Source organism: Afipia broomeae ATCC 49717 (genome assembly GCF_000314675.2).
Taxonomy (GTDB): domain Bacteria; phylum Pseudomonadota; class Alphaproteobacteria; order Rhizobiales; family Xanthobacteraceae; genus Afipia; species Afipia broomeae.
Window position 1 is genome coordinate 1,158,758 of sequence record NZ_KB375283.1, and the last position, 22,703, is coordinate 1,181,460.

At 62.8% G+C, this 22,703-nt stretch carries 23 protein-coding genes; 12 read left to right on the top strand and 11 right to left on the bottom strand.

All coding sequences use genetic code 11. The features are described from left to right. The first annotated feature begins 26 nt into the window (after positions 1-26). Positions 27-536, top strand: coding sequence for an Lrp/AsnC family transcriptional regulator (locus HMPREF9695_RS18080; RefSeq protein ID WP_006022339.1), 510 nt, complete (start codon positions 27-29; stop codon positions 534-536). 167 nt (positions 537-703) lie between these two features. On the opposite strand, the gene HMPREF9695_RS18085 is transcribed toward HMPREF9695_RS18080, so the two are convergent. Then, complete coding sequence (locus tag HMPREF9695_RS18085) at positions 704-2,203, bottom strand: phosphomannomutase/phosphoglucomutase (protein WP_006022340.1); 1,500 nt, start codon at positions 2,201-2,203, stop codon at positions 704-706. A 144-nt stretch (positions 2,204-2,347) separates the two neighbouring features. On the opposite strand from HMPREF9695_RS18085, the gene HMPREF9695_RS18090 reads away from it, so the two are divergent. Beyond that, positions 2,348-2,950: a DUF938 domain-containing protein gene (locus HMPREF9695_RS18090; protein ID WP_006022341.1), complete on the top strand. Its 603-nt coding sequence runs from the start codon at positions 2,348-2,350 to the stop codon at positions 2,948-2,950. Positions 2,951-3,051: 101 nt separating this feature from the next. Here the strand turns inward: HMPREF9695_RS18090 and HMPREF9695_RS18095 are convergent, their stop codons facing one another. The 3 genes from HMPREF9695_RS18095 to HMPREF9695_RS18105 all read right to left on the bottom strand — a co-directional run bounded on the left by HMPREF9695_RS18095 (position 3,052) and on the right by HMPREF9695_RS18105 (position 7,774). Next, positions 3,052-3,591: a TIGR02281 family clan AA aspartic protease gene (locus HMPREF9695_RS18095; protein ID WP_006022342.1), complete on the bottom strand. Its 540-nt coding sequence runs from the start codon at positions 3,589-3,591 to the stop codon at positions 3,052-3,054. Between the two features lie 132 nt (positions 3,592-3,723). After that, on the bottom strand, positions 3,724-6,354 hold the full coding sequence (gene hrpB / locus HMPREF9695_RS18100; RefSeq protein WP_006022343.1) for an ATP-dependent helicase HrpB: 2,631 nt from the start codon (positions 6,352-6,354) through the stop codon (positions 3,724-3,726). 109 nt (positions 6,355-6,463) lie between these two features. After that, positions 6,464-7,774 (bottom strand): UDP-glucose dehydrogenase family protein, encoded by a 1,311-nt coding sequence (locus HMPREF9695_RS18105; protein WP_006022344.1) that lies wholly within the window; start codon positions 7,772-7,774, stop codon positions 6,464-6,466. Between the two features lie 152 nt (positions 7,775-7,926). On the opposite strand from HMPREF9695_RS18105, the gene HMPREF9695_RS18110 reads away from it, so the two are divergent. The 4 genes from HMPREF9695_RS18110 (at position 7,927) to HMPREF9695_RS18125 (ending at position 13,346) form a co-directional block, all read left to right on the top strand. Continuing rightward, positions 7,927-8,988 carry an acyltransferase family protein gene (locus HMPREF9695_RS18110; protein ID WP_006022345.1) on the top strand — a complete coding sequence of 354 codons (1,062 nt, stop codon included), beginning with the start codon at positions 7,927-7,929 and terminating at the stop codon, positions 8,986-8,988. 205 nt (positions 8,989-9,193) lie between these two features. Continuing rightward, on the top strand, positions 9,194-12,256 hold the full coding sequence (gene polA, locus HMPREF9695_RS18115; RefSeq protein WP_006022346.1) for a DNA polymerase I: 3,063 nt from the start codon (positions 9,194-9,196) through the stop codon (positions 12,254-12,256). A gap of 34 nt (positions 12,257-12,290) precedes the next feature. Then, the gene (locus HMPREF9695_RS18120) at positions 12,291-12,689 is read left to right on the top strand and encodes a nuclear transport factor 2 family protein (protein ID WP_006022347.1); all 399 of its coding nucleotides are present in this window, start codon (positions 12,291-12,293) and stop codon (positions 12,687-12,689) included. A 36-nt stretch (positions 12,690-12,725) separates the two neighbouring features. After that, positions 12,726-13,346 (top strand): LysE family translocator, encoded by a 621-nt coding sequence (locus HMPREF9695_RS18125; RefSeq protein ID WP_006022348.1) that lies wholly within the window; start codon positions 12,726-12,728, stop codon positions 13,344-13,346. 3 nt (positions 13,347-13,349) lie between these two features. Here HMPREF9695_RS18125 and HMPREF9695_RS18130 read toward each other — a convergent pair whose 3' ends face one another. Beyond that, on the bottom strand, positions 13,350-13,976 hold the full coding sequence (locus HMPREF9695_RS18130) for a glutathione S-transferase family protein (RefSeq protein WP_006022349.1): 627 nt from the start codon (positions 13,974-13,976) through the stop codon (positions 13,350-13,352). 110 nt (positions 13,977-14,086) lie between these two features. Here HMPREF9695_RS18130 and pyrE point away from each other — a divergent pair, with 110 nt between their 5' ends. From pyrE to HMPREF9695_RS18145, 3 genes are all read left to right on the top strand, one after another. Then, a complete protein-coding gene (pyrE, locus tag HMPREF9695_RS18135) occupies positions 14,087-14,650 on the top strand; it encodes an orotate phosphoribosyltransferase (protein ID WP_006022350.1) in 564 nt (187 codons plus the stop codon). 88 nt (positions 14,651-14,738) lie between these two features. Then, the gene (locus HMPREF9695_RS18140) at positions 14,739-16,214 is read left to right on the top strand and encodes a sodium:proton antiporter (protein ID WP_006022351.1); all 1,476 of its coding nucleotides are present in this window, start codon (positions 14,739-14,741) and stop codon (positions 16,212-16,214) included. 176 nt (positions 16,215-16,390) lie between these two features. After that, positions 16,391-17,179, top strand: coding sequence for a DUF2865 domain-containing protein (locus HMPREF9695_RS18145; RefSeq protein ID WP_041712661.1), 789 nt, complete (start codon positions 16,391-16,393; stop codon positions 17,177-17,179). 6 nt (positions 17,180-17,185) lie between these two features. Here HMPREF9695_RS18145 and HMPREF9695_RS18150 read toward each other — a convergent pair whose 3' ends face one another. Then, entirely contained in the window at positions 17,186-17,617 is a 432-nt protein-coding gene (locus HMPREF9695_RS18150) for a hypothetical protein (protein ID WP_006022353.1), read from the bottom strand. 196 nt (positions 17,618-17,813) lie between these two features. Between HMPREF9695_RS18150 and HMPREF9695_RS18155 the strand changes: the two genes are divergently transcribed. The 3 genes from HMPREF9695_RS18155 to HMPREF9695_RS18165 all read left to right on the top strand — a co-directional run bounded on the left by HMPREF9695_RS18155 (position 17,814) and on the right by HMPREF9695_RS18165 (position 19,195). Continuing rightward, the gene (locus HMPREF9695_RS18155; protein WP_006022354.1) at positions 17,814-18,239 is read left to right on the top strand and encodes an OsmC family protein; all 426 of its coding nucleotides are present in this window, start codon (positions 17,814-17,816) and stop codon (positions 18,237-18,239) included. Positions 18,240-18,315: 76 nt separating this feature from the next. Then, positions 18,316-18,747 (top strand): lipocalin-like domain-containing protein, encoded by a 432-nt coding sequence (locus tag HMPREF9695_RS18160; protein WP_006022355.1) that lies wholly within the window; start codon positions 18,316-18,318, stop codon positions 18,745-18,747. 19 nt (positions 18,748-18,766) lie between these two features. After that, positions 18,767-19,195, top strand: coding sequence for a GDSL-type esterase/lipase family protein (locus HMPREF9695_RS18165; protein WP_006022356.1), 429 nt, complete (start codon positions 18,767-18,769; stop codon positions 19,193-19,195). Positions 19,196-19,279: 84 nt separating this feature from the next. On the opposite strand, the gene HMPREF9695_RS18170 is transcribed toward HMPREF9695_RS18165, so the two are convergent. From HMPREF9695_RS18170 to HMPREF9695_RS18190, 5 genes are all read right to left on the bottom strand, one after another. Beyond that, positions 19,280-19,498, bottom strand: a complete 219-nt coding sequence (locus HMPREF9695_RS18170; protein ID WP_006022357.1) for a hypothetical protein — start codon at positions 19,496-19,498, stop codon at positions 19,280-19,282. A 95-nt stretch (positions 19,499-19,593) separates the two neighbouring features. After that, the gene (locus HMPREF9695_RS18175) at positions 19,594-20,367 is read right to left on the bottom strand and encodes an ABC transporter ATP-binding protein (protein ID WP_041712881.1); all 774 of its coding nucleotides are present in this window, start codon (positions 20,365-20,367) and stop codon (positions 19,594-19,596) included. Continuing rightward, entirely contained in the window at positions 20,367-21,389 is a 1,023-nt protein-coding gene (locus HMPREF9695_RS18180; RefSeq protein ID WP_041712883.1) for a FecCD family ABC transporter permease, read from the bottom strand. Before HMPREF9695_RS18180 ends, HMPREF9695_RS18175 begins: the two co-directional genes overlap by 1 nt. After that, entirely contained in the window at positions 21,386-22,459 is a 1,074-nt protein-coding gene (locus HMPREF9695_RS18185; RefSeq protein ID WP_006022360.1) for an iron ABC transporter substrate-binding protein, read from the bottom strand. The genes HMPREF9695_RS18180 and HMPREF9695_RS18185 overlap by 4 nt, the downstream gene beginning before the upstream one ends. A gap of 8 nt (positions 22,460-22,467) precedes the next feature. Further along, positions 22,468-22,674, bottom strand: coding sequence for a TOBE domain-containing protein (locus HMPREF9695_RS18190; protein WP_006022361.1), 207 nt, complete (start codon positions 22,672-22,674; stop codon positions 22,468-22,470). Positions 22,675-22,703: the final 29 nt, after the last annotated feature.

Here is a 22,703-nt window from a genome sequence, read left to right on the forward strand (position 1 = left end):
CTCAATTATGGAAGAAAGTTCTTCTAATGTCTGACGCTGCTGTAGCAATTCTTGACGCTCCGCGCCGCCTGGACGCGATCGATCGCAAGATTCTGACCGTTTTACAGGACGACGCTTCGCTTTCGGTCGCCGAAATCGGCGATCGGGTCGGCCTGTCGTCGACCCCGTGCTGGAAGCGCATTCAGCGCATGGAGGCCGAAGGCATCATCCTGCGCCGCGTCGCGCTGGTCGATCAGAACAAGATCGGCCTCGGGATTTCGGTGTTCGTTTCGGTGGAAAGCGGCGATCACTCCGACGCCTGGCTGAAGAAATTCGCCGACGCCGTCAGCGCCATGCCCGAGGTAATGGAGTTCTACCGGATGGCGGGCGATGTCGACTACATGCTGCGCGTGGTCGTCGCCGACATGCAGAGCTACGATATTTTCTACAAGAAGCTCATCAGCGCCGTGGCGTTGAAGAACGTCACGTCACGCTTCGCGATGGAAAAGATCAAATCGGTGACCGCGCTGCCGGTGCCGGCTCTGACTGCAGCTTAATTTCTCCTTCTCCCGTTTACGGGGAGAAGGTCGGGATGAGGGGCAAGGGTCCCACCGGCAACATTAAAATGCCCCTCACCCGGATTGCCATAGCGCGTCGCAGACGCGCGTAAACGCGCTTATGGCAATCCGACCTCTCCCCGCAAGCGGGGCGAGGTTAAGAAACCTCAAATCTTCTGATTGTACTCGCCGACTTCGGGATGGGTGCGCAGCACCGAATCCATCGCCTCGAACATGTCGCGCATGCGCTGCTCGGAGACCGGGCTCTCGACCACCACCACAAGCTCCGGCTTGTTGGATGAGGCCCGCACCAGGCCCCAGCTTCCGTCCTCACAGGTGACGCGCACGCCGTTCACGGTGACCAGATCGCGGATCGGCTGACCGGCGACCTTGGCGCCCTTCGCCTTCAGATCCTCGAAGTGCTTCACGACCTGCGCGACGATTCCATACTTGGTCTCGTCGGAGCAATGCGGCGACATGGTCGGCGACGACCAGGTCTTTGGCAGCGCATCCTTCAGGTCGGCCATGGTTTTGCCCGGCGCATGGTCCAGCATCTCGCAGACCGCAATTGCCGAGACGAGGCCATCGTCGTAGCCGCGGCCGATCGGCGCGTTGAAGAAGAAGTGGCCGGACTTCTCAAAGCCCGCCAAAGCCTTCAGCTCATGGGTGCGGCGCTTCATATAGGAATGGCCGGTCTTCCAGTAGGTCGTGTGGGCGCCCTGCTTTTGCAGCACGGGATCGGTCACGAACAGGCCGGTCGATTTCACGTCGACCACGAACTGCGCGTTCTTGTGAATCGCGGACATGTCGCGCGCCAGCATCACCCCGACCTTGTCGGCGAAGATTTCCTCGCCGGTATTGTCCACCACGCCGCAGCGATCGCCGTCGCCATCGAACCCGAGGCCGACGTCGGCCTTGTGCTCGAGCACTGCATCGCGGATCGCGTGCAGCATTTCCATGTCTTCGGGATTCGGATTGTACTTCGGGAAGGTGTGATCCAGTTCCGTGTCGAGGCGGATGACCTCGCAGCCGATCGCTTCCATCACCTGCGGTGCGAATGCACCCGCGGTGCCGTTGCCGCACGCGACAACCACCTTCAGCTTGCGCTTCAGCTTCGGACGTTTGGTGAGATCGGCGATGTAGCGCGCCGGGAAATTCTCGTGAAACTGATACCCGCCCGCGGGCTTCAGCTTGAAATCGGCGTTGAGCACGATCTCTTTCAGGCGATTCATTTCGTCCGGCCCGAAGGTCAGCGGACGGTTCGCACCCATCTTCACGCCGGTCCAGCCGTTGTCGTTATGCGAGGCGGTGACCATCGCGACGCACGGCACATCGAGATCGAACTGCGCGAAATACGCCATCGGCGTCACCGCGAGGCCGATGTCATGAACCTTGCAGCCGGAGGCCAGAAGGCCGGAGATCAGCGCGTATTTGATCGAGGCGGAGTAGCTGCGGAAATCGTGCGCAGTGACGATCTCCTGCTTCTGGCCCATCTCGCCGATCAGGGTGCCGAGGCCCATGCCGAGGGCCTGAATGCCCATCAGGTTGATTTCCTTGCCGAACAGCCAGCGCGCGTCGTATTCGCGAAAGCCCGTCGCCTTCACCATCGGCTCGGATTCATAGGCATAGGTATTCGGAATCAGTTCGGGCTTTGGCTTCGGAAACATTCAGGGGCCTCATGGCAGGGCGGGCAATATCCAGCAGCTTTAGCGAATGCTTGGAACCGTGGAAAGGCGGGAGCCGGGTGTTTAGGAGCAAAATGCGGCATATTGGCAGCGAGCTTGTACAGCCTTCATTCAGATCGGACCCGCATGACCGACCGCCGCCTTGAGTATCCCGCCACCTTGCGTAACCGCGACGTCATCCTCGACGTCCTGCGCGGTGTGCTGCCCGCGTCCGGACTTGTACTGGAGATCGCCAGCGGCTCCGGCGAACACGTCGTGCATTTCGCGCGGGCTTTTCCGGGCCTGACGTTTCAACCCTCGGACCCCGAGGACGCCGCCTTGCAAAGCATCGCGGCGTGGACGCGGGACAGCGGTCTTCCCAACATCCGCCCACCTGTGGTGCTGGATGCCTCATCAGACCACTGGCCGGTAACCGCCGCCGACGCCATCCTCTGCATCAACATGATCCATATTTCTCCCTGGCAGGCGACGACAGGCCTGATACGCGGCGCTGCGAAACTGCTACGCATCGGCGCGCCGCTCTATCTGTATGGCCCCTATCGCCGCGCGGATGTGGTCACTGCGCCAAGCAACGAAGCGTTCGACGCGAGTTTGAAGTCCCGGAATCCGGAATGGGGATTGCGCGATCTGGAAGCTGTCGCGGAGCTGGCGCGGGCTGAGGGATTTTCGGAACCGGCGATCACTGAAATGCCGGCGAACAATCTCAGCGTGGTGTTTCGGCGGATGTAATCGTCATTGCGAGCGAAGCGAAGCAATCCACAGTCACAAGGCACGAAGCCGGATTGCGTTGTCGCAAGTAATCATCGCAATGACGAGGCAGCCGCTATCGCTTACTGCTCCATCACCAGCTTGCCGCCGGCCATTTCAAAACGGCGAAGCTTCGACAGATAAGACATGCCGAGCAGATTTTCCGACAGCGCGTCGTCGGGCAGCACCAGCGCATCGACATCGCGTACGATGAGGCCGCCGATATCGACCATCGCAAGGCGCGTGCGCGCGGCCCTGATCGAGCCGTTGGCGGTTGAAACATTCGCGGTGTACTCGCTGGGCCGCGGACGAATGCCGATCAGCGCCGCCGAGCTTTCGTTGAGTGCGATCACCGAAGCGCCGGTATCGACCATGAAGCCGATACGGCGGCCATCGACGCGAGCGTCGGTCTGGAAGTGCCCCCGGCTGTCACGCGAAATGGTGACACTCCGAAGGCCGGCATTACCTGTGGTTTTCGGCTGCACCGACGCGAAGGCATTCATCGCCCTGGACTTGTCGACGGACTGGGCCTGCGCCTTTTGCGACGTCATCTGGTCCGCGACTTTCGCCATGGACGTGCCGAACACAACCAGCAGGGCCGCGAGAATCATGATGTTACGCATCACACATACGCCTGTTATCGCCCGGTCCCATGTGGACCTTATCGGAAGCACGTCACAGCAGGCCGAAAGTTGACCGCCCGGCACCTTCAAAGGAGGCTTTTTCCGAAATAAGGGTGAGGGAAGCGTTAATTCTCACGTTCCGCGGGGCTTGACCCGGCGGGTCGGCGGCGCGGACGCGGGATCTTCCGGCCAGGGATGGCGCGGATAGCGCCCGCGCAGATCGGAGCGAACCGCCGCATAAGACCCGCGCCAGAAGCCCGGCAGGTCGCGCGTCACCTGTACCGGACGATGCGCCGGCGACAGCAGTTCCAGCACCAGCGGGATTTTGCCCTTCGCGATCGACGGATGGACATTGAGCCCGAACAGTTCCTGCAACCGGACCGCAATGGTCGGCCCCTGCTCGGCCTCATAGTCGATCGGCAGGGACGTTCCGGTCGGCGCCTCGAAATGCGTCGGCGCTTCGCGATCGAGTCGCGCGCGCATCTCCCACGGCAACAGATTCATCAGCGCATCGGACAGATCGCCCGCGGAAAAATTTGCCAGCGAGGTCTTGTCGAACAATGCCGGCACGAGCCAGTCGCCTCGTGTCTCCGCCAGCGCATTGTCTGAAAGATCGGGCCATTCCTCAGGCGAGGCCGCGCGCAAAAACATCACGCGGTCGCGCCATTGTTTCAGCGGCTTCGACCATGGCAAGCGCTCCAGTCCCGCAGTGACAAAACCGTCCGCCAGCACGCGCGCTGTCTCTGCCGAGGGAGAGACTGGAAGGGTTTGTTCTGAGAGCGTGATGGCGTGAAGTTTCTTCCTGCGCCGTGCGCGCAGCGCCATCGCGGCGCGATCAAACGTGATCTCATCGTCGGTCTGGATATGATCGGCGAACTGCGCCTCGATCTCGGCCTGCGTGATCGGCGCCGCCAGCAGGATGCGCCCGTTCGCCGCCGTGCCGGTCAGTTCCGCCACCGCGATGTAAGGCGATTTCGCCAGCGCGGAAGTCTGCTCGATGCTCGCGCCGCGCCCGTTGGCGAGCACGAACGAGCCGTTGCCGCGATTGCGTGCGACACGATCCGGGAATGCGAGTGCGAGCATGAGACCGGTGCTTAACTCCCCTCCCCCATAGCCCGTCGAAGACGGGCGTGAACGCCCTGATGTCGGGGAGGGGTTGGGGGTGGGGGTATTGTTTCGCGTAATCGAAGATACAGACCCCCCTCCCCGACCCTCCCCCGCAAGGGGGGAGGGAGAAGAAGAGCCGCGAACGCGAGCCGGAACGTCGTTCGCTGCATCTTCGCTCGCCGCCACCTGTTTGGCCCAGCGCTCCGCCAGTTGCCGTGCGCTTTGCGCCCGCTGCGAGCGGTCGCGGCGAAAGTTATCCAGCCGTGCATCGAGATCGGCACTGTCGCCGCCCAGCCCGCGCTCGGTGAGAATGGCCGCGATCAGTGCCGCCTCATCACCCGAACCAAGCCGATGCGAATCCACGATCATGCGCGCAAGGCGCGGCGGCAGCGCCAGCGCACGCAGGCCGTTGCCCTCGGGTGTGATCCGCCCTGCCTCATCGAGCGCATTCAGTTCACGCAGCAGCGCCCGTGCTTCGGTCAGCGCCGGCAGCGGCGGCGGATCGAGGAAGGCGAGAGCCGAAGGATCGGCCGCGCCCCAGTGCGCGAGGTCGAGCACCAATGACGACAGATCGGCGGACAAAATCTCGGGCCGTGTATAGGCCTCCAGCGACGCGGTCTGCGGCTCGTCCCACAGCCGGTAACAGACGCCGGGCTCGGTGCGGCCAGCGCGGCCCCTGCGCTGATCGACGGCGGCCCGCGATGCGCGAATGGTTTCAAGCCGCGTCAGTCCGATGTCGGGTTCATAACGCGGCACCCGCGCCATCCCGGAATCGACCACGATGCGCACGCCCTCGATGGTCAGCGACGTCTCCGCAATCGAGGTGGCCAGCACCACCTTGCGCTGCCCCTTGGGCGGCGGCGAAATCGCGCGGTCCTGCACGGCGGCATCGAGCGCGCCGAACAGCGGCACGATCTCGGTGTTCGGATCGCTGACACGCTCGGACAGAAAATTCTGGGTGCGGCGGATTTCGGCGGCGCCCGGCAGGAACGCCAGCACCGAACCGCTATCTGCGCGCAGCGCCGTGGCGATGGCGTCCGCCATCTGCCGTTCGATCTGCACATCCGGCTTGCGGCCGAGATAGCGCGTATCGACCGGAAACGCACGGCCTTCGCTGGTGATCACCGGACAATCGCCGAGCAGTTTAGCGACCCGCGCACCATCAAGTGTCGCGGACATCACTAGAATGCGCAGATCCTCGCGCAATCCGGTTTGCGCATCTCGCGCCAGCGCAAGGCCAAGGTCCGCATCCCGCGAGCGCTCATGAAATTCGTCGAACAGCACGGCGGCAACGCCGTTCAATTCCGGATCGTCGAGAATCTGCCGGGTAAAGATCCCTTCGGTGACCACCTCGATCCGGGTCGCGCGCGAGACCTTCGAACCGAACCGCACGCGATAGCCGACCGTGTCGCCGACACGCTCACCCAGCGTCTGCGCCATTCGCTCGGCAGCGGCGCGCGCGGCGATCCGGCGCGGCTCCAGCACGATGATTTTCTTCTTCGCGGTCCACTCCGCATCCAGCAGCGCCAGCGGCACGCGCGTGGTCTTGCCCGCGCCCGGCGGCGCGACCAGCACGGCAGTGCTGCCGCGCGCGAGCGTCGATGTCAGGTCGGCCAGAACCGCATCGATGGGAAGAGGCGTGGAGAAATCAATCATCGGAACAGATATAGCCGTCATTGCGAGGGAAGCGAAGCAATCCACTCTTAGGAAAAGCTGGATTGCTTCGTCGCAAATGCTCCTCGCAATGACGCCGGGCGGCCTGCGCCTAAATCGCTCCCCGCCCGACGCTCTCGTAGGTGAAGCCGAGCGCTTCCATCTCGTCGCGGCGATAGATGTTGCGCAGATCGACCATCACGGGATTGGCCATTTCGCGCTTCAGCCGCTTCAGATCGAGCGCGCGGAACTGCCGCCACTCGGTGACGATCACCAGCGCGTCGGCATCCTTGGCGACGGCATAGGGATCCTCGCAATAGGTGATGTCCGGCAGTTCGCTCTTCGCCTGCTCCATGCCGGCGGGATCGTAGGCGCGCACTTTCGCACCGAGATCAAGCAGGCCTGTCACCAGCGGAATCGACGGCGCTTCGCGCATGTCGTCGGTGTCCGGCTTGAAAGTGAGGCCGAGGAGACCGATGGTCTTGCCGCGCAGGTTGCCACCGAGAGCGCTCGAGACCTTGCGCGCCATGGCGCGTTTGCGATTGTCATTGACCGCAAGCACCGCTTCGACAATGCGCAGCGGCACGTCATGGTCCAGCGCGGTCTTGACCAGCGCGCGGGTGTCCTTCGGAAAACACGAGCCGCCGAATCCGGGACCGGCGTTGAGAAACTTCGGGCCGATGCGGTTGTCGAGGCCGATACCGCGCGCAACCTCCTGCACGTCCGCGCCGACTTTCTCCGACAGATCCGCCATCTCGTTGATGAAGGTGATCTTGGTCGCAAGAAATGCGTTGGCTGCGTACTTGATCAGCTCCGCCGTGCGGCGCTCGGTATACATGATCGGCGCCTGATTGAGGTACAGCGGGCGATAGACCTCACCGAGAACTTTTCGCGCACGTTCGTCGTCGGTACCGACCACGATGCGGTCGGGATGCTTGAAGTCGCGGATCGCCGCGCCCTCGCGCAGGAATTCAGGATTGGATGCAACGGCAGCATCGGCCTGCGGATTGGTTTCGCGGATGATGCGTTCGACCTCGTCACCGGTGCCCACCGGCACGGTCGACTTGGTGACGACCACGGTGAAGCCCTGCAAGGCCTTCGCGATATCGCGGGCGGCGGCGTGCACATAGGTCAGGTCGGCATGGCCGTCGCCGCGCCGTGACGGCGTGCCGACCGCGATGAACACCGCGTCGGCCTTGCCCACGGGCCCGGCAATGTCGGTGGTGAAATCCAGCCGCCCCGCCTTGACGGACGCCTCCACAAGCCGGTCCAGATCGGGCTCGAAGATCGGGATTTCGCCGCGGTTGAGCGCCGCGATCTTGCCGGCGTCGGTATCGACGCAGGTCACGCGATGGCCGAAATCCGCGAAACAGGCCCCCGAAACCAGCCCCACATAGCCCGTGCCGATCATGGCAATCCGCATGTACCACCCGCTCCAAAACTCATTAACGATGTTCAGTTTCGCGGGGCTTTTAGCGCAAATCGGCGTGAATGGGGCACAACATTTGTATGAATAAAGGAGAATGAAACCCATGCGCCCCAGGATGGCGTGCAACTGGACCGAAACGGGACATCATGAGCAGCAACGGCACATCCGGCGCGTGCCCGTCGCCCGCCTCCGAGCGGATCGACTGGGTCGACTATGCCAAGGGCATCTGCATCGTCATGGTGGTGATGATGCACTCGACCCTGGGCGTCGAGGCCGCCGCGGGCAAGCAGGGCTTCATGCACCTGTTCGTCGAGTTCGCGAAACCGTTCCGGATGCCGGATTTCTTCCTGATATCGGGCCTGTTCCTGGCGCGGGTGATCGGCCGCGACTGGCGCACCTATCTGGACCGCAAGGTCGTCCATTTCGCCTACTTCTATGTGCTGTGGGTTACGATCCAGTTCGCCTTCAAGGCCCCCGCTTTCGCCGCCGAGCAGGGCTGGACCCATGTCGGTGTCATGTATCTGCAATCTTTCATCGAGCCGTTCGGCACGCTGTGGTTCATCTACCTGCTGCCGATCTTCTTTGTGGTGACCAAAGCCACCCTGCGCGTGCCTGCAATCGTGATCTGGCTTGCGGCCGCAGCGCTTGAAACGGCGCATATTGCAACCGGCTGGACCGTGATCGACGAGTTCGCCGCGCGCTTCGTCTACTTCTATTCCGGCTATCTGCTGGCGAATTATGTGTTCGCGCTGGCCGATCGTGCACGCGAAAAGCCGGGTCTCGCGCTGGCCGGTCTCGCGGCATGGGCGCTGGTCAATGGCGTGCTGGTATTTACCGGCTTCGGCGACCGGCCAGTGATTTCGCTCGCACTCGGATTTGCCGGCGCCTGCGCCATCATCGTCACCGGCACGCTGCTGGCCCGCGCCAACTGGCTGGGCTTCCTGCGCTACTGCGGCGAGCATTCCATCGTGATCTATCTCGCCTTCTTCCTGCCAATGGCGATCGTGCGGGTGGTGCTGCTCAAGACCGGCATCATCCCCGACATCGGCCTTGTCTCGCTGATCGACACCATCGCCGGCGTGGTCGGTGCGCTCCTGATGTGGTGGGGCGCCAAACGCGCCGGGCTCAATTTCCTGTTCGAGCGGCCTGCCATGTTCTGGATCGCGCCGAAGCAGAAGCGTCCGGCGGCCCTGCAGGCGGCGGAGTAAAGCGCCTCTCTTCACCTCGCCTCGCTTGCGCGGAGAGGTCGATGCACGAAGTGCATCGGGTGAGGGCATTCCATCACAGAAGGAACTTCCCGCCCCTCACCCCAACCCTCTCCCCGTAAACGGGGAGAGGGAGCAGCGAAGATTCCCGTGCGCATCTGTCTCACAGAGGGGTGTCAATCGCGGCCAAAATCCCTAAATTGCGCCCATGCCCAAAAAGCCTGCATCCCCCGCGAAATCGCCCGCCACGAAACCCGCCGCCAGCGCGCCAGCCGCAAAGACCCCCGCCAAGGGCGATCATGTCTTTCTGGTGGACGGCTCGGGCTACATCTTCCGCGCCTATCACGCGCTGCCGCCGCTGAACCGCAAGTCCGACGGCTTGCAGGTCAATGCCGTGCTCGGTTTCTGCAACATGCTGTGGAAGCTGATGCGCGACATGCCGCCGGATAACCGGCCGACGCATCTGGCCATCATCTTCGACAAGTCCGAAGTCACGTTCCGCAACGAGCTCTATCCGGAATACAAGGCGCAGCGCGCCCCTGCTCCCGACGATCTCATTCCGCAGTTCGCGCTGATCCGCGAAGCGGTTCGCGCCTTCGACCTGCCCTGCCTCGAACAATCCGGCTATGAGGCCGATGACCTGATCGCGACCTATGTGCGCGAGGCGTGCGAACGCGGCGCGACGGCGACCATCGTCTCTTCCGATAAAGACCTGATGCAGCTCGTGACTGAGTGTGTGTCGATGTACGACACCATGAAGGATCGCCGTATCGGCATTCCTGAAGTGATCGAGAAATTCGGCGTGCCGCCGGAGAAGGTGGTCGAGGTGCAGGCGCTCGCGGGCGACTCGGTCGATAACGTGCCGGGCGTGCCGGGTATCGGCATCAAGACCGCGGCCCAGCTCATCAACGAGTACGGCGACCTCGAAACGCTGCTCAAGCGCGCCCCCGAAATCAAGCAGCCGAAGCGGCGCGAGGCGCTGATCGAGAACGCCGACAAGGCGCGCATCTCGAAGAAGCTGGTACAACTCGACGACCGCGTGAAGCTCGATGTGCCGCTGGACGATCTCGCCGTGCACGAGCCGGATTCACGCAAGCTGATCGCCTTCCTGAAAGCGATGGAATTCTCGACCCTGACGCGGCGCGTGGCGGAGTATTCGCAGATCGATCCATCGGACGTCGAAGCCGACGCCAGCATGAAAAGCTCGTTCGCGCCCGCCGATGTCGCAGCCGATTCACCCAAAACGCCGCCGCTGGGCGGCGAGCCTGACCTTTTCGCGCGCGGGACGGCCGAAAAAACGTCAAACGCCGGACAGTGGACCGGATCGCAGCCGAAGCAGGCCGCGGCACCCGCCACAGGACCTCAAACGCCGAAGGCGCTGGCCGATGCGCGCGCCGAGGAAGCGCGCAGCGCCAAGTTCAATCGCACCGCCTACACGACGATCAAGACCGTCGAGGAGTTGCAGCGGCGAATCGCGCGCGCCTTCGATCTCGGTCAGGTCGCCGTGACGGTCGAGACCTCGAGCGCCGATCCGATGCAGGCCGAGATCATCGGCATCTCGCTCGCCACCGGCGTCAATGAAGCCTGTTACATTCCCCTCGCGCATACCAAGCCCGGCGATGGGTCGGGACTCTTCGCCGGCGGACTGGCTCCGGACCAGATCAAGGCCGCCGATGCGCTGGCCGCGCTCAAGCCGCTGCTCACGGACGCGGGCGTCCTCAAGATCGGCCATGATCTGAAATTCGATACCGTGGTGCTGGCGCAGCACGGCATCGACATGGCGCCGCTCGAAGACACCATCCTGATTTCCTATGTGCTCGACGCAGGCCGCGCCAAGCACGATTACGAGTCGCTGGCCGAGAGCTGGTTCGGCCACAAGGCCATCGGCTTCGGCGAACTCATCGGCAGCGGCAAGAACCGCATCGCTTATGATCAGGTGCCGGTCGAGAAGGCCGCCGAATACGCCGCCGAACGCGCCGACGTAACGCTCCGGCTGTGGCGGGTGCTCAAACCACGCCTGCTGGCCTACCGCGTCAACACGGTCTACGAAACGCTGGAGCGCCCGCTGGTGTCCGTGCTCGCGCGCATGGAGCGGCGGGGCATTTCCATCGACCGTCAGGTGCTCTCGCGCCTGTCCGGCGAATTCGCGCAGACCGCCGCGCGCGTCGAGGCCGAGATCCAGAAAATGGCCGGCGAGCCGATCAATCCTTGCAGCCCGAAACAACTCGGCGACATCATGTTCGGCAAGATGGGCCTGCCGGGCGGCGCAAAGACCAAGACCGGCGCATGGTCGACGTCGGCGCAAATCCTGGATGAACTGGCCGAAGCCGGACATGAATTCCCGAAGCATGTTCTGGAATGGCGGCAGGTCACCAAGCTGAAATCGACCTACACGGATTCGCTGCCGGAATACGTCAATCCGCAAACCCAGCGCGTGCACACGACCTACGCGCTCGCGGCGACCACCACGGGGCGGCTATCGTCCAACGAGCCGAACCTCCAGAACATCCCGGTGCGCACCGAGGATGGCCGCAAGATCCGCAAGGCTTTCATCGCCACCAAGGGCCACAAGCTGGTCTCGGCGGATTACTCGCAGATCGAACTGCGGCTGCTGGCGGAGATCGCGGATATTCCCTCGCTGAAGCAGGCGTTCCAGGACAAGCTGGACATTCATGCCATGACGGCGTCGGAAATGTTCGGCGTGCCGATCAAGGACATGCCGGCAGAAGTCCGCCGCCGCGCCAAGGCGATCAACTTCGGCATCATCTACGGCATCTCGGCCTTCGGCCTCGCCAACCAGCTCGGCATTCCGCGCGAGGAAGCCGGCGCGTACATTAAAAAGTACTTCGAGCGTTTCCCCGGCATCCGCGCCTATATGGACGCCACGCGCGACTTCTGCCGCGAGCACGGCTATGTCGAGACGATCTTCGGCCGCAAGTGCCATTACCCGGACATCAAGGCCAGCAATCCGTCGGTCCGCTCGTTCAACGAGCGCGCCGCGATCAATGCGCGGCTTCAGGGCTCGGCAGCCGACATCATCCGCCGCGCCATGATCCGCATGGAGGATACACTCGCCGAGCACAAGCTGTCGGCGCAGATGCTGCTCCAGGTGCACGACGAACTGATCTTCGAGGTGCCGGACGATGAGGTGGCGAAAACGCTGCCGGTGATCCAGCATGTGATGCAGGACGCGCCGTTCCCTGCTGTGTCGCTCTCGGTGCCGCTGCAGGTCGATGCTCGCGCCGCCAACAATTGGGACGAGGCGCATTAAGCCGTAACTGCACGCCTATACGTGGGAGATCGAGATGGATGATCAAACCGTGCGGGCAGCGCTGGAGCGCCATTGGGAGGCGTCCGATGCGAACAATTTCGACACCGAACACGAGATCTATCGCGAGGATGCCGTGCTTCATTATCCGCAGTCCGGTGAGCGGATTCGCAGCCGGCGCAACATTCAGGAAAGCCGGCGCCTCCAGCCGAACAGGAAGCGCTTTACGGTTCAACGGATCATCGGCAGCGGCGATCTCTGGGTCACGGAATTCGTCCTGACCTACGACGGCATACCGTCCTACACTGTGAGCATTATGGAATTTCGCGACGGGCTGGTGGCCAACGAAACGCAGTATTTCGCCGATCGGTTCGACCCCGCACCCTCGCGCGCGCATCTTGTGGAGCAAGTCGACGCCCGCGTCCCCCACGGCTAGGACGGGCACATTGATCCGGCGTGAAAGGTCATAGCAATGTCCCCGCCCTTGCTTGCTTTCGCGCTGACCTGTCTCGTGATTGAGATCACACCTGGCCCGAACATGGCCTATCTCGCCGCGCTGTCGCTTTCGCAGGGCGTCCGCGCCGGCATCGCGGCCGTCGCCGGAATTGCACTCGGGCTTGCAATCTATGGTGTGGCTGCCTCGCTCGGGCTCAGCGCCATCATCGACAACTCGCGATTCCTCTATGAGACGCTGCGCTGGGGCGGCGTCGCCTATCTGCTGTGGCTGGCATGGGAGGCATGGACCGCCGAACGCGAGGTCTCGCCGGAAACTGTCGACGGCGGGATCAGCCCATGGACCGCATTCCGGCGCGGACTGATCACCAATCTCCTGAATCCGAAGGCCGCGGTATTCTATGTCGCCGTGCTGCCGGACTTTATCCAGATCGAGAAAGGCGCGGTCGCGGAGCAGACGCTCATGCTATCGGCGATCTATGTCGGCATCGCGACTTCGATTCATCTCGTCATCGTGTTGCTTGCCTCGCGGCTGCAACGTGTGATCGCAACGGCAGAACAGCGGCGTACGGTTCGCCGCGTCCTTGCCGTGTTGCTGGCTGCCATCGCGATCTGGTTTGCGTTCAGCACCAGCCGCTAAGACCTAACCCAGCTTCACCTCAAACCCGCGCTTCACGCCGGGCCGCGCCATCATCGTCGCGTACCAGCGCTTCACGTTCGGGAAATCCTCGAGCGACACCTTGTGGCGCTCGTGCCGCCACGCCCAGCCGAGAATGGCGAAGTCGGCCACCGAGATCTTGTCCGCGGCAAATTCATGCTCCGCAAGGCGGCGGTCCAGCACGCCATAGAGCCTTCGCGTTTCCTTTGAAAAACGCTCGAGGCCGTAGCGGCGATCCTGCTCGTTTTCGAGTGCGATAAAGTGATGCACCTGGCCCGGCATCGGCCCGAAGCCGCCCATCTGCCACATCAGCCATTCCAGCACGGGAATCCGCTCGCCCAGATCCTTCGGCAGGAATTGTCCGGTCTTCTCGCCGAGATAGAGCAGGATCGCCCCGGATTCGAAGATACTGACCGGCCTGCCGTGCGGGCCATCGGGATCGATGATGGCGGGAATCTTGTTGTTCGGGCTGATCTTGAGAAAATCCGGCGCGAACTGCTCGTCTTTGGAAATGTTGATGGGATGCACCTTGTAGGGCAGCCCCATTTCCTCGAGTGCGATGCTGATCTTGCGGCCGTTCGGGGTGTTCCAGGCGTAGAAGTCGATGGTCATTCGCTTCCTTTAATTGATCTTGCACTGTTGACGGTGAGCGATCCGCTGTGGAATGTCTACAAAGCAGAGGATAAATTCCCGCAAATCCCCCATAGCCTGAAGAGATCGCCTTGTCCAAATCAGCGTCCCGCGCCCGCCTCGCCGACATCATCCGCAAGCGCTCATTCGGGCGCGGCGAAATCACGCTGGCCTCGGGCCGCAAGAGCGATTTCTATTTCAACCTGAAGCCGACCATGCTCGATCCCGAAGGCGCGGCGCTGCTCGCCGAGCTGTCGCTGGATGCGCTGAAGGACGATCAGGTCGATTACATCGGCGGACTGGAGATGGGCGCGGTGCCGATCGCAGGCGCCATCGCACAACTGTCGTGGCTGAAGGGACATCCCATCGCGGCGTTCTTCGTGCGCAAGAAGCCGAAGGAACACGGCGCACGCCTCGCAGTCGAAGGCCTCGCCAAGGGCGAGAGCCTGGCCGGCAAACGCATTGTCATCGTCGAGGATGTCACCACCACCGGCGGCTCGGCGATCAAGGCGGTGGATGCGGTGAAGGATTCAGGCGGCGAAGTCGTGCTGGTGTTCACCATGATCGACCGCGACGAAGGCGCGACCGAAGCGTTCTCCGAGGCCGGCATTCCGTTCCGCGCGCTCTACAAGGCGGGCGAATTTCTCAAGAGCTGATATCGGCCCTATCGCCGCTCGGAGAAAGTTCTCCGGTCGTTCCAAGCGAGCGCGAGCGGGAATCCATAACCACGGAATAGAGATGAGAATGCAGATATCTCCCCGTCACCAACGGCTTCAAGGGTTGTGGGTCCGGACCTTCGCCGGCACGACCGTGACATGCATTCTGGCCTTTACGTTGTTTTTCCTTCTTCCCGCGCCGGCCTTCGCCGCCGAAGGGCTGAATGGCGCGAAGCTCTCGATCCTCTGGGCGCTGCCGTTCGTCGGCATTCTTTTGTGTATCGCCACCGGTCCGGTGTTCTACCCCCACGTCTGGGAGCATCACTACGGCAAGTTCACCGCGCTCTGGGCGGCGCTGATCGTCGTTCCACTGTTCGCAACCGCCGATGTTCACACCGTCACGACGACACTCGCGCACACGGCGCTGCTTGAATACATGCCGTTCATCCTGCTGCTGCTGGCGCTGTTTGTGGTCGCGGGCGGCATCTATCTCGAAGGCAACCTGCACGACAGCGTGTTCACCAACACTGTATTGCTCGCCGTCGGCGGGCTGATGGCCAGCGTCGTCGGCACCACCGGTGCGGCGATGATCCTGATCCGCCCCCTGATCCGCGCCAATGACGACCGGCGATACAACGCGCATGTCGTGGTGTTCTTTATTTTCCTCGTCGCCAATATCGGCGGCGCGCTGTCGCCGCTCGGCGACCCGCCGCTGTTCATCGGCTTCCTCAAGGGTGTCGATTTCTTCTGGACCACGAAACATCTGTGGCAGGAGACCCTGGTGGTCGGCGGCATCGTGCTCGCGATTTTCATGGTGATCGATCTTTACATGCATCACCGGGAGGGCCGCTTCACCAAACTGAAAGACCCGACGCCGGACAAACCGCTCAAACTGCACGGCAGGATCAACCTCGTGCTGATCGCGGTCATCATCGCCGCCATCCTGATGAGCGCGCAGTGGAAGCCTGGAATCTCCTTCCACATCGCCGGCGTCGATCTCGAAATTCAGGACCTGCTGCGCGATGCGATCTTCATCGTGGTCGCGATCGCATCCATGACGTGGACGCAAAAATCAGATCGCGAGGCCAACGGATTTTCATGGGGGCCGATTCAGGAAGTTGCCATCCTGTTCGCCGGCATCTTCATCTGCATCGTGCCGGTGATGGCGATGCTTCAGGCAGGGCCGCAAGGACCGTTCGCCGCGCTGCTCGGACTCGTCACCAACGCCGACGGCAGCAACAACGCCGCCGCCTATTTCTGGCTGACCGGCATCCTGTCGTCGTTCCTCGACAATGCGCCGACCTATCTGGTGTTCTTCCAGCTCGCCGGCGGAGATCCGCAGGTTTTGATGGGAGTAAAAGCTGCGACGCTGGCGGCAATCTCGTCCGGCGCGGTCTACATGGGCGCCAACACCTATATCGGCAACGCTCCAAACTTCATGGTCTATGCCATCGCGCGGCAGGCCGGCGTGAAAATGCCGAGCTTTTTCGGCTATATGGTGTGGTCGATGCTGGTGCTGGTGCCGACTTTCGTGCTGGCGACGTTCCTGTTTTTCAGGCCGTGAGCGCGGCGCTCGTCTGCACGATTCTTTGGCGCAAATCCGCTCCCTAACTCGGCGTTTACCATCACGCATTAAGGTCATGGACGCTGCGGCATGAAGTTGCCGCAGGCGTCAGCGTTGCGTGAGTGGGGCAGTCCGTGTTGCGTACAGAGTTGCGTATTTCGCGCGTGCGGCGCCGCATGACGCTTGTTCTCACTGTCATGCTGGCAATGCCCGTGGCGCTTGCGCCCCACGCGGCCTCCGCCGGCATTTTCGATTTCCTGTTCGGCGGTGACAAGCCGCAGCGGCAGGAGCCTCAGCAGCAACAGCAGCCGAGCAATGCCTTTGCCGATCCGTTCGGCCTGTCGACACCCAATCCCGCGCCTGCGCCGTCGGCTTCCTCCGGCGGTCGCTTCACCACCTATTGCGTGCGGACCTGCGATGGCCGCTATTTCCCGCTGACGTCGCGCGGCAACGGTACGCCGGCACAGATGTGCCAGGCGTTCTGCCCGGCAAGCGCAACCAAGGTCTTTTCCGGCAACAGCATCGACTACGCCGTCGGCAATATGGGCGAACGCTATGTCGATACGCCGAACGCCTTCGCCTATCGCAAAGCGCTGAAGACGGATTGCACCTGCAACGGCCGCGACCCTGCGGGCCTTGCGCCGGTCGATCTGTCGCTCGACACCACATTGCGCCCCGGCGACATTGTCGCGACCTCGAACGGGCTTGTTGCTTACTCCGGCACCAATTCCGCCAACGGCCAGATCGCGCAGTTCACCCCGGTCAACAACTATCCCGGCCTGACGTCAGAGCTGCGCGCGCGGCTCGGCGAGATGAAGGTCGCGCCGGTGGCCGCTGAAATTCCCGAAGACACCTATTCGTCGCAGGACATCACAGGGTCGGTGCCCGAGCCGAAATACGCCCAGCCGATGGCGCCGGATGCCGTCATGCCGAAGCTCGCGCCGAAGCCTCGCGCACGGATGTAATTCAACTCACCGCCCGACGATGACGCCGATCACGTTCGGGGCTGCGAGATACTTCTCTTCCATTTCCATCCGCGCCCGCGCCTTGATCTCCGGCGTCAGCAGGCCGCGATGCTCGGCCAGGATCATCCAGCAATAGCCCCACCAGTCGGCGAGGATGCCGGTGTCGTCGACCAGGTCGTAGCCGTGTTCGGCGGCGAAGATGCGCGCCCGCGCCTCGTCCAGCGAGTCGAGGAATTCATGATCCTTCAGCGAGAACAGATCGTCGCTGAAATCGTCGGTGGTATAGCCCCACACCGACATGCAGACCGCGTTGAATTCGCGGTCGATGTGGTCGTCGTCCACCAGCCGCGTCCGCGCGGCGGCATGGAGACGGGAAAGCGTCCGGGCGAAGTCCGCGATGCGCGTCAGCGCCGTGTTGTCGAAAGCGATATTGGACATGTAGTCCTCAAGACCGATGACAGACCCTAGATGTGGTGGCCCATGCGGACCGAATCACAATGATATATCAATGACTTGCTAAAGTGTTCTTAATTTGTTCCGAGATCATTCTTCTTTGCACAATGCTGTCGTCGGATGTCTGCTAGCGTGACTGCTCGGGCCGGGTATCAGTCACCAAAATACGGAGCGTGCGACGATGAAGACTCAAGGATCGGCCGTCTGGAGCGGCGGTATCAAGGACGGCAAGGGTGCGATCTCGACCAAGAGCGGGGCACTGAGCAGCTACCCCTACGGCTTCGCTTCGCGCTTCGAGGGCAAGCCCGGCACCAATCCCGAAGAGCTGATCGGCGCGGCCCATGCCGGCTGCTTCACCATGGCCCTGTCGCTGATCCTGGGTGAAGCCAAACTCACCGCCGAAAAAATGGAAACGGTCGCCGAAGTCTCGCTCGACAAGGACGGCGACGGATTTTCCATCACGGCCGTGCATCTGACGCTGAAGGCGAAAATTCCCGGCGCAACGCAGGAGCAGTTCGAGAAGCTCACCGGCATGGCGAAGGCGGGTTGCCCGGTGTCGAAGCTGCTGAAAGCCAACATCACGCTAGACGCAACGCTGGAGACGTGACGTCAAAACCGGTCACCAATATACTATGATAAAAAATGGCCGCTCAATGAGCGGCCATTCATTCGCGGAGCGAGGCATGGCAGACGCGGCTGCACTTCTCGGAACGTGGCGGATGGTGTCATGGACGCGTACGGCGGTCGCGACCGGCAAGATAACCGATGCAATGGGCGCGGACCCTATCGGATATATCGCCTATCACGCCGACGGCCGCATGATGGCGTTGGTTGTCGATCGCCACAGGGCCAAGCTCAAGGGGACAACGCCTACGGACGATGAAAAGGTCGCGCTGTTCGATTCCATGCTGGCCTATTCCGCGTCGTATACGCTCGACGACGACAAAGTCGTCCACCATGTCGATGCGGCCTGGAATCCGGCATGGGGCGTTTCGGATCTGATCCGGCCTTATACGCTTGAGGGCGATACGCTCGTGATTAGCGGAGCACCGGGTGAGGACCCGGTGACCGGTGAAGCGGTCATTTACAGAATGGAATTTCGAAAAGTTCGCTAAACCAACGAGGGCTTCCAAGATGCTCAGAAGTCTGATCCTCATCTGCCTCGTGACATTTGCCGCCACCACAAATTGCAGCGCCCAGATCGTCGCGCTCGGCGCCAGCAATACCGCCGGATACGGCGTCGGCGCATCGGCGGCCTTTCCAGCCGTCCTGCAAGAACTTCTGCGTGCGAAAGGCCAGCCGATGACGGTGAGCAACGCAGGGGTCAGCGGAGACACAACCGGCGGCATGCTGTCGCGATTATCGAGCGTAGCGCCGGACGGAACGAAGATCGTGATTCTTCAGATCGGCGGCAACGATCGCCGGAAGGGCATCAGCGAAGCGGAGGCAGCGGCCAACAGGTCTGAAATCCGAAAGCGGCTGCATGCCCGCGGCATCCGCATCATCGAGGCTGACAGCTATGTGTGGTCGGCGCTTCGCAGCGGGCTGCGGCAACCCGACTGAATTCATCTGACGGCAGAGGGCCATCGCAAGGTCGCACAACAACTGGCGGCGTCCATCCGCTGACCGGCGATGCTCGCGCGACCCTTACGGCACAACCATGATGGGGATCGAAGCGAGTTCGTGAGAGAGCTTGCGCACGGCCTTTTCAGCCTCTGCCGGAAGCTGCTCCGGGCTGCAGCAAAACGGTACCTCCAGCCCCAGTGACTTGCTGGCGTCGCTTTCCCAGACCAGTCCGACGAACGACTTCTTCGTCACGAAGTCATGCGTGAGACTGGCGATCTTGATACCGTCGATATCCGCCATCTGACCCTCCCCGGTTTGGATTTCAGAATAGCGCGCCTTGCGACTGGATTATGACGGCAACCGCCAAAGCCATTGGGGTACTCAAGGCGTGACGTTCAGCGCGGATAGACCGGCGCGCAGACCGTCTGCCCGCTTGCCAGCCGTTCGACCGTGACATCGATGCCGTACACTGCTTTCAGCCGCGCGGCGGTGAGCACCTCGTGCGGCGTTCCTTGCGCAACGATGACGCCGTCCTGCATCAACGCGACGCGGCTCGCCACCGCAAAGGCCTGATCGGGATCGTGGGTTGAGAGAATGATGCCGGTGCCGCGCGCGGCGAGCTTGCGGATTTCCGCCAGCACAGCGGCCTCATTGCCGAAATCGAGACTGGCGGTCGGCTCGTCCATCACGATCAGCGGCGCCGCCTGCGCCATCGCCCGCGCCACGATCACGAGCTGGCGCTGACCGCCGGATAGTGTCGTTACCTCGCGCGAAGCGAGTTCGGCGATCCCAAGCTCTGCCAGCGAGCTCTGCGCGATAGTCCGGTCTTCCTTCGTGGGGGCCGCGAACACGCCGCGATGCGCGACCCGGCCCATCAGCACCAGATCGGACGCGGTATAGGGAAACGCAGTGTCCTGCGCCTGCGGCACATAGGCGATGCGGCGCGCGATGTCCACGCGCGGCAGGGTAGACAGTGCATCACCGCCGAGCGAGATGTCGCCGCCCTGCGGCCGCAACAGGCCGAGCAACGTCTTGAACAGCGTGCTCTTGCCGCATCCGTTCGGCCCGAGCAGACACAGCACCTCGCCGGTCTCGACGGTCAGATTCAGATTTCGGCCGACAGGCCGCTCGGGATAACCGAATGCGAGATCGCGGGCAATGAGACGCATCATGACCACCCGTGCCGGCCGCGCCACAAGAGCCACAAAAAGAACGGCGCCCCGACAACCGCCGTCAGAATACCGAGCGGCACTTCAATGCGCCCCAGCGAACGCGCCAGCGTATCCACCAGCACCAGATAGCTCGCGCCCATCAGCATCGCCGCCGGAAGCAGCCGCTCGAAGTTCGGGCCGACCAGCATCCGCGCAATGTGCGGGATCACCAGACCAACCCAGCCGATCACGCCGGAGATCGCCACAACGCTGGCGGTGATCAGCGTCGCTGCGGCGATGACGATGACGCGCAGCCGCCCGGATTCGACGCCAAGCGACTTGGCCTCCTCGTCGCCCAGCGACAGCACGTTGATCTGCCAGCGCAGCAGCACCAGCGGCACAAGGCCGATCGCGACCGCCGGCATGACATTCCACAGATCGCCGCCGCGCACACTGGCGAGACTGCCGAGCAGCCAGAAGGTGATGGCGGGCAACTGGTCATAAGGATCGGCGAGAATTTTCAGCAGCGAGATCGCCGCGCCCGCAAGCGCGCCGACCACCACGCCGCCCAGCACGAGCACCAGCGTCGGATCACGGCCGCGCACAGCCACCGCAATCAGATAGACAAGGCCCACCGTCGCAAGGCCACCGCCGAACGCGAGCATCTGGATCGCGAACACTGGCAGTGACAGGAAAATGCCGATCACTGCGCCGAGGCCCGCGCCTGCCGAGACGCCGAGCACATCGGGTGAGACCAGCGGATTGCGAAACAGCCCCTGATAGACGACGCCCGCACCTGCGAGCGAAGCCCCGACGATCAGGCCTGCCAGCACGCGCGGACCGCGAATGCCGAACAGCACGCGCTGTTCAGCGGTCTGCGGCAGATCGCCCGACCAGAAATTGCTCAGCGCACGAAAGAATCCATCGAGCGTCATAGGAAAGGCGCCGACGGTCAGTCCGATCACCGCGGCTGCAAGCGCCAGCAACGCGAGGCCGGGAATCATCCAGGAGACTCGCGATGCCCCGCGCTGTGCCGTCATCGGCGTGCCGGAATTGACGGCGGCTTGCCGTCCGCCCATGCGATCAGCGTATCGAGATCGCTGTCCGCGACATCGACATGGTAGAACAGCCTGTAGAAGGCGCGCGTGTCCTGCCGGATGTCGAATGGAAAGCGCGCGCCGTGAAACAGATTGGCAAGCCAGCGCAGCCCGATCAGACGGTTGATCGACGGCGGCCGATCGATCCAGCCGAACGGCGCGGTCGGCGCGAGATACACGCGGCCATCCTTGACGGCTTTGAGGCCCTGCCAGACTGAATCGCCGCCTTTGGCGACCTTGTCGTGGAAGTTGCGATCCCAGGTGACAATGATGTCGGGATTCCACGCGAGAATCTGTTCGGGCGACACGTTGGCAATGCCGCGCCGCTGGTCCTGCGCATCGGCGACGTTGCGCCCGCCGGCCCGTTCGATGATCTCGGTGTTGATCGAGCCGCGCAGCCCCGTCTCAAATCCGTCAGGACCGCGCGCCAGATAGACCCGCGGGCGCTGATCCTCGGGAATTCCCGCCAGCGTCGTATCGAGACCCTTGAACAGGTCGTCCGAATATTTTGCAAGCGCCTCGCCGCGCTCCGGCACGCCAAAGATATTGCCGAGCAGCCGGAACGATAATGCCGTCGCCTCAAAGCGCCCGTCGATCAGCACATAGGGAATGCCGGTGCGCTGCTGCACGCTGTCGGCCAGCGACGCGAAGGTCTGCCGTACCGAGCCGTAGTCGACGATCAGGTCGGGCTTGATTTTCAGCACGGTCTCTATGTTGGCCGTGTCGCCGCGTCCGGTCAGCAAACCGACCTCCGGCAGATCACGCTGGCCCGCAGCGATGTACGGGCGCTCTTCGGCGCGCAATGCGCGCGGCCAGCCCACCATGGTCTCCGGCCGCATCGCATAGACCACCACCGACGCCGGCCCGCCCGCCGCGAACACTTGATCAATGCGATCGGGAAGTTCGACGCTCCGCCCGGCGCTGTCGGTGACGGTGCGCGCGGCGTGCGCCGGCCGTGCCAGCATCATCATGCTGGCGCCCGCCACAAACGATCGCCGGTTGATGCGGATCATGGATGGCCTCAGTCGATGCCCACCATGACGTCGCTCGCCTTGACGATGGCGTAGACCTGCTTGCCGACTTCGAGCTTCAACTCCTCGACCGAGGTCTTGGTGATGGCCGAGGTGATAATGCTGCCGCCAATGTCGATCTTCACATGGCTGGTGGTGACGCCGTGATCGATGGCGACGACCTTGCCCTTGAGCTGATTGCGCGCGCTGATCTTCATTCCGAGATCTCCGTGTGACGGGGCAACAA

Excerpts from the sequence above, each read along its gene's own strand:
- HMPREF9695_RS18155 (WP_006022354.1), top strand. The coding sequence starts at position 17,814 with ATGAAGACTCAAGGATCGGCCGTCTGGAGCGGCGGTATCAAGGACGGC.
- HMPREF9695_RS18085 (WP_006022340.1), bottom strand. The coding sequence starts at position 2,203 with ATGTTTCCGAAGCCAAAGCCCGAACTGATTCCGAATACCTATGCCTAT.
- HMPREF9695_RS18105 (WP_006022344.1), bottom strand. The coding sequence starts at position 7,774 with ATGCGGATTGCCATGATCGGCACGGGCTATGTGGGGCTGGTTTCGGGG.
- HMPREF9695_RS18145 (WP_041712661.1), top strand. The coding sequence starts at position 16,391 with ATGACGCTTGTTCTCACTGTCATGCTGGCAATGCCCGTGGCGCTTGCG.
- HMPREF9695_RS18090 (WP_006022341.1), top strand. The coding sequence starts at position 2,348 with ATGACCGACCGCCGCCTTGAGTATCCCGCCACCTTGCGTAACCGCGAC.
- hrpB (WP_006022343.1), bottom strand. The coding sequence starts at position 6,354 with ATGATTGATTTCTCCACGCCTCTTCCCATCGATGCGGTTCTGGCCGAC.
- HMPREF9695_RS18175 (WP_041712881.1), bottom strand. The coding sequence starts at position 20,367 with ATGCGTCTCATTGCCCGCGATCTCGCATTCGGTTATCCCGAGCGGCCT.
- HMPREF9695_RS18110 (WP_006022345.1), top strand. The coding sequence starts at position 7,927 with ATGAGCAGCAACGGCACATCCGGCGCGTGCCCGTCGCCCGCCTCCGAG.
- HMPREF9695_RS18130 (WP_006022349.1), bottom strand. The coding sequence starts at position 13,976 with ATGACCATCGACTTCTACGCCTGGAACACCCCGAACGGCCGCAAGATC.
- polA (WP_006022346.1), top strand. The coding sequence starts at position 9,194 with ATGCCCAAAAAGCCTGCATCCCCCGCGAAATCGCCCGCCACGAAACCC.
- HMPREF9695_RS18125 (WP_006022348.1), top strand. The coding sequence starts at position 12,726 with ATGTCCCCGCCCTTGCTTGCTTTCGCGCTGACCTGTCTCGTGATTGAG.
- HMPREF9695_RS18140 (WP_006022351.1), top strand. The coding sequence starts at position 14,739 with ATGCAGATATCTCCCCGTCACCAACGGCTTCAAGGGTTGTGGGTCCGG.
- HMPREF9695_RS18080 (WP_006022339.1), top strand. The coding sequence starts at position 27 with ATGTCTGACGCTGCTGTAGCAATTCTTGACGCTCCGCGCCGCCTGGAC.
- HMPREF9695_RS18095 (WP_006022342.1), bottom strand. The coding sequence starts at position 3,591 with ATGCGTAACATCATGATTCTCGCGGCCCTGCTGGTTGTGTTCGGCACG.
- HMPREF9695_RS18165 (WP_006022356.1), top strand. The coding sequence starts at position 18,767 with ATGCTCAGAAGTCTGATCCTCATCTGCCTCGTGACATTTGCCGCCACC.
- HMPREF9695_RS18185 (WP_006022360.1), bottom strand. The coding sequence starts at position 22,459 with ATGATCCGCATCAACCGGCGATCGTTTGTGGCGGGCGCCAGCATGATG.
- HMPREF9695_RS18150 (WP_006022353.1), bottom strand. The coding sequence starts at position 17,617 with ATGTCCAATATCGCTTTCGACAACACGGCGCTGACGCGCATCGCGGAC.
- HMPREF9695_RS18170 (WP_006022357.1), bottom strand. The coding sequence starts at position 19,498 with ATGGCGGATATCGACGGTATCAAGATCGCCAGTCTCACGCATGACTTC.
- HMPREF9695_RS18120 (WP_006022347.1), top strand. The coding sequence starts at position 12,291 with ATGGATGATCAAACCGTGCGGGCAGCGCTGGAGCGCCATTGGGAGGCG.
- HMPREF9695_RS18190 (WP_006022361.1), bottom strand. The coding sequence starts at position 22,674 with ATGAAGATCAGCGCGCGCAATCAGCTCAAGGGCAAGGTCGTCGCCATC.
- HMPREF9695_RS18180 (WP_041712883.1), bottom strand. The coding sequence starts at position 21,389 with ATGACGGCACAGCGCGGGGCATCGCGAGTCTCCTGGATGATTCCCGGC.
- HMPREF9695_RS18160 (WP_006022355.1), top strand. The coding sequence starts at position 18,316 with ATGGCAGACGCGGCTGCACTTCTCGGAACGTGGCGGATGGTGTCATGG.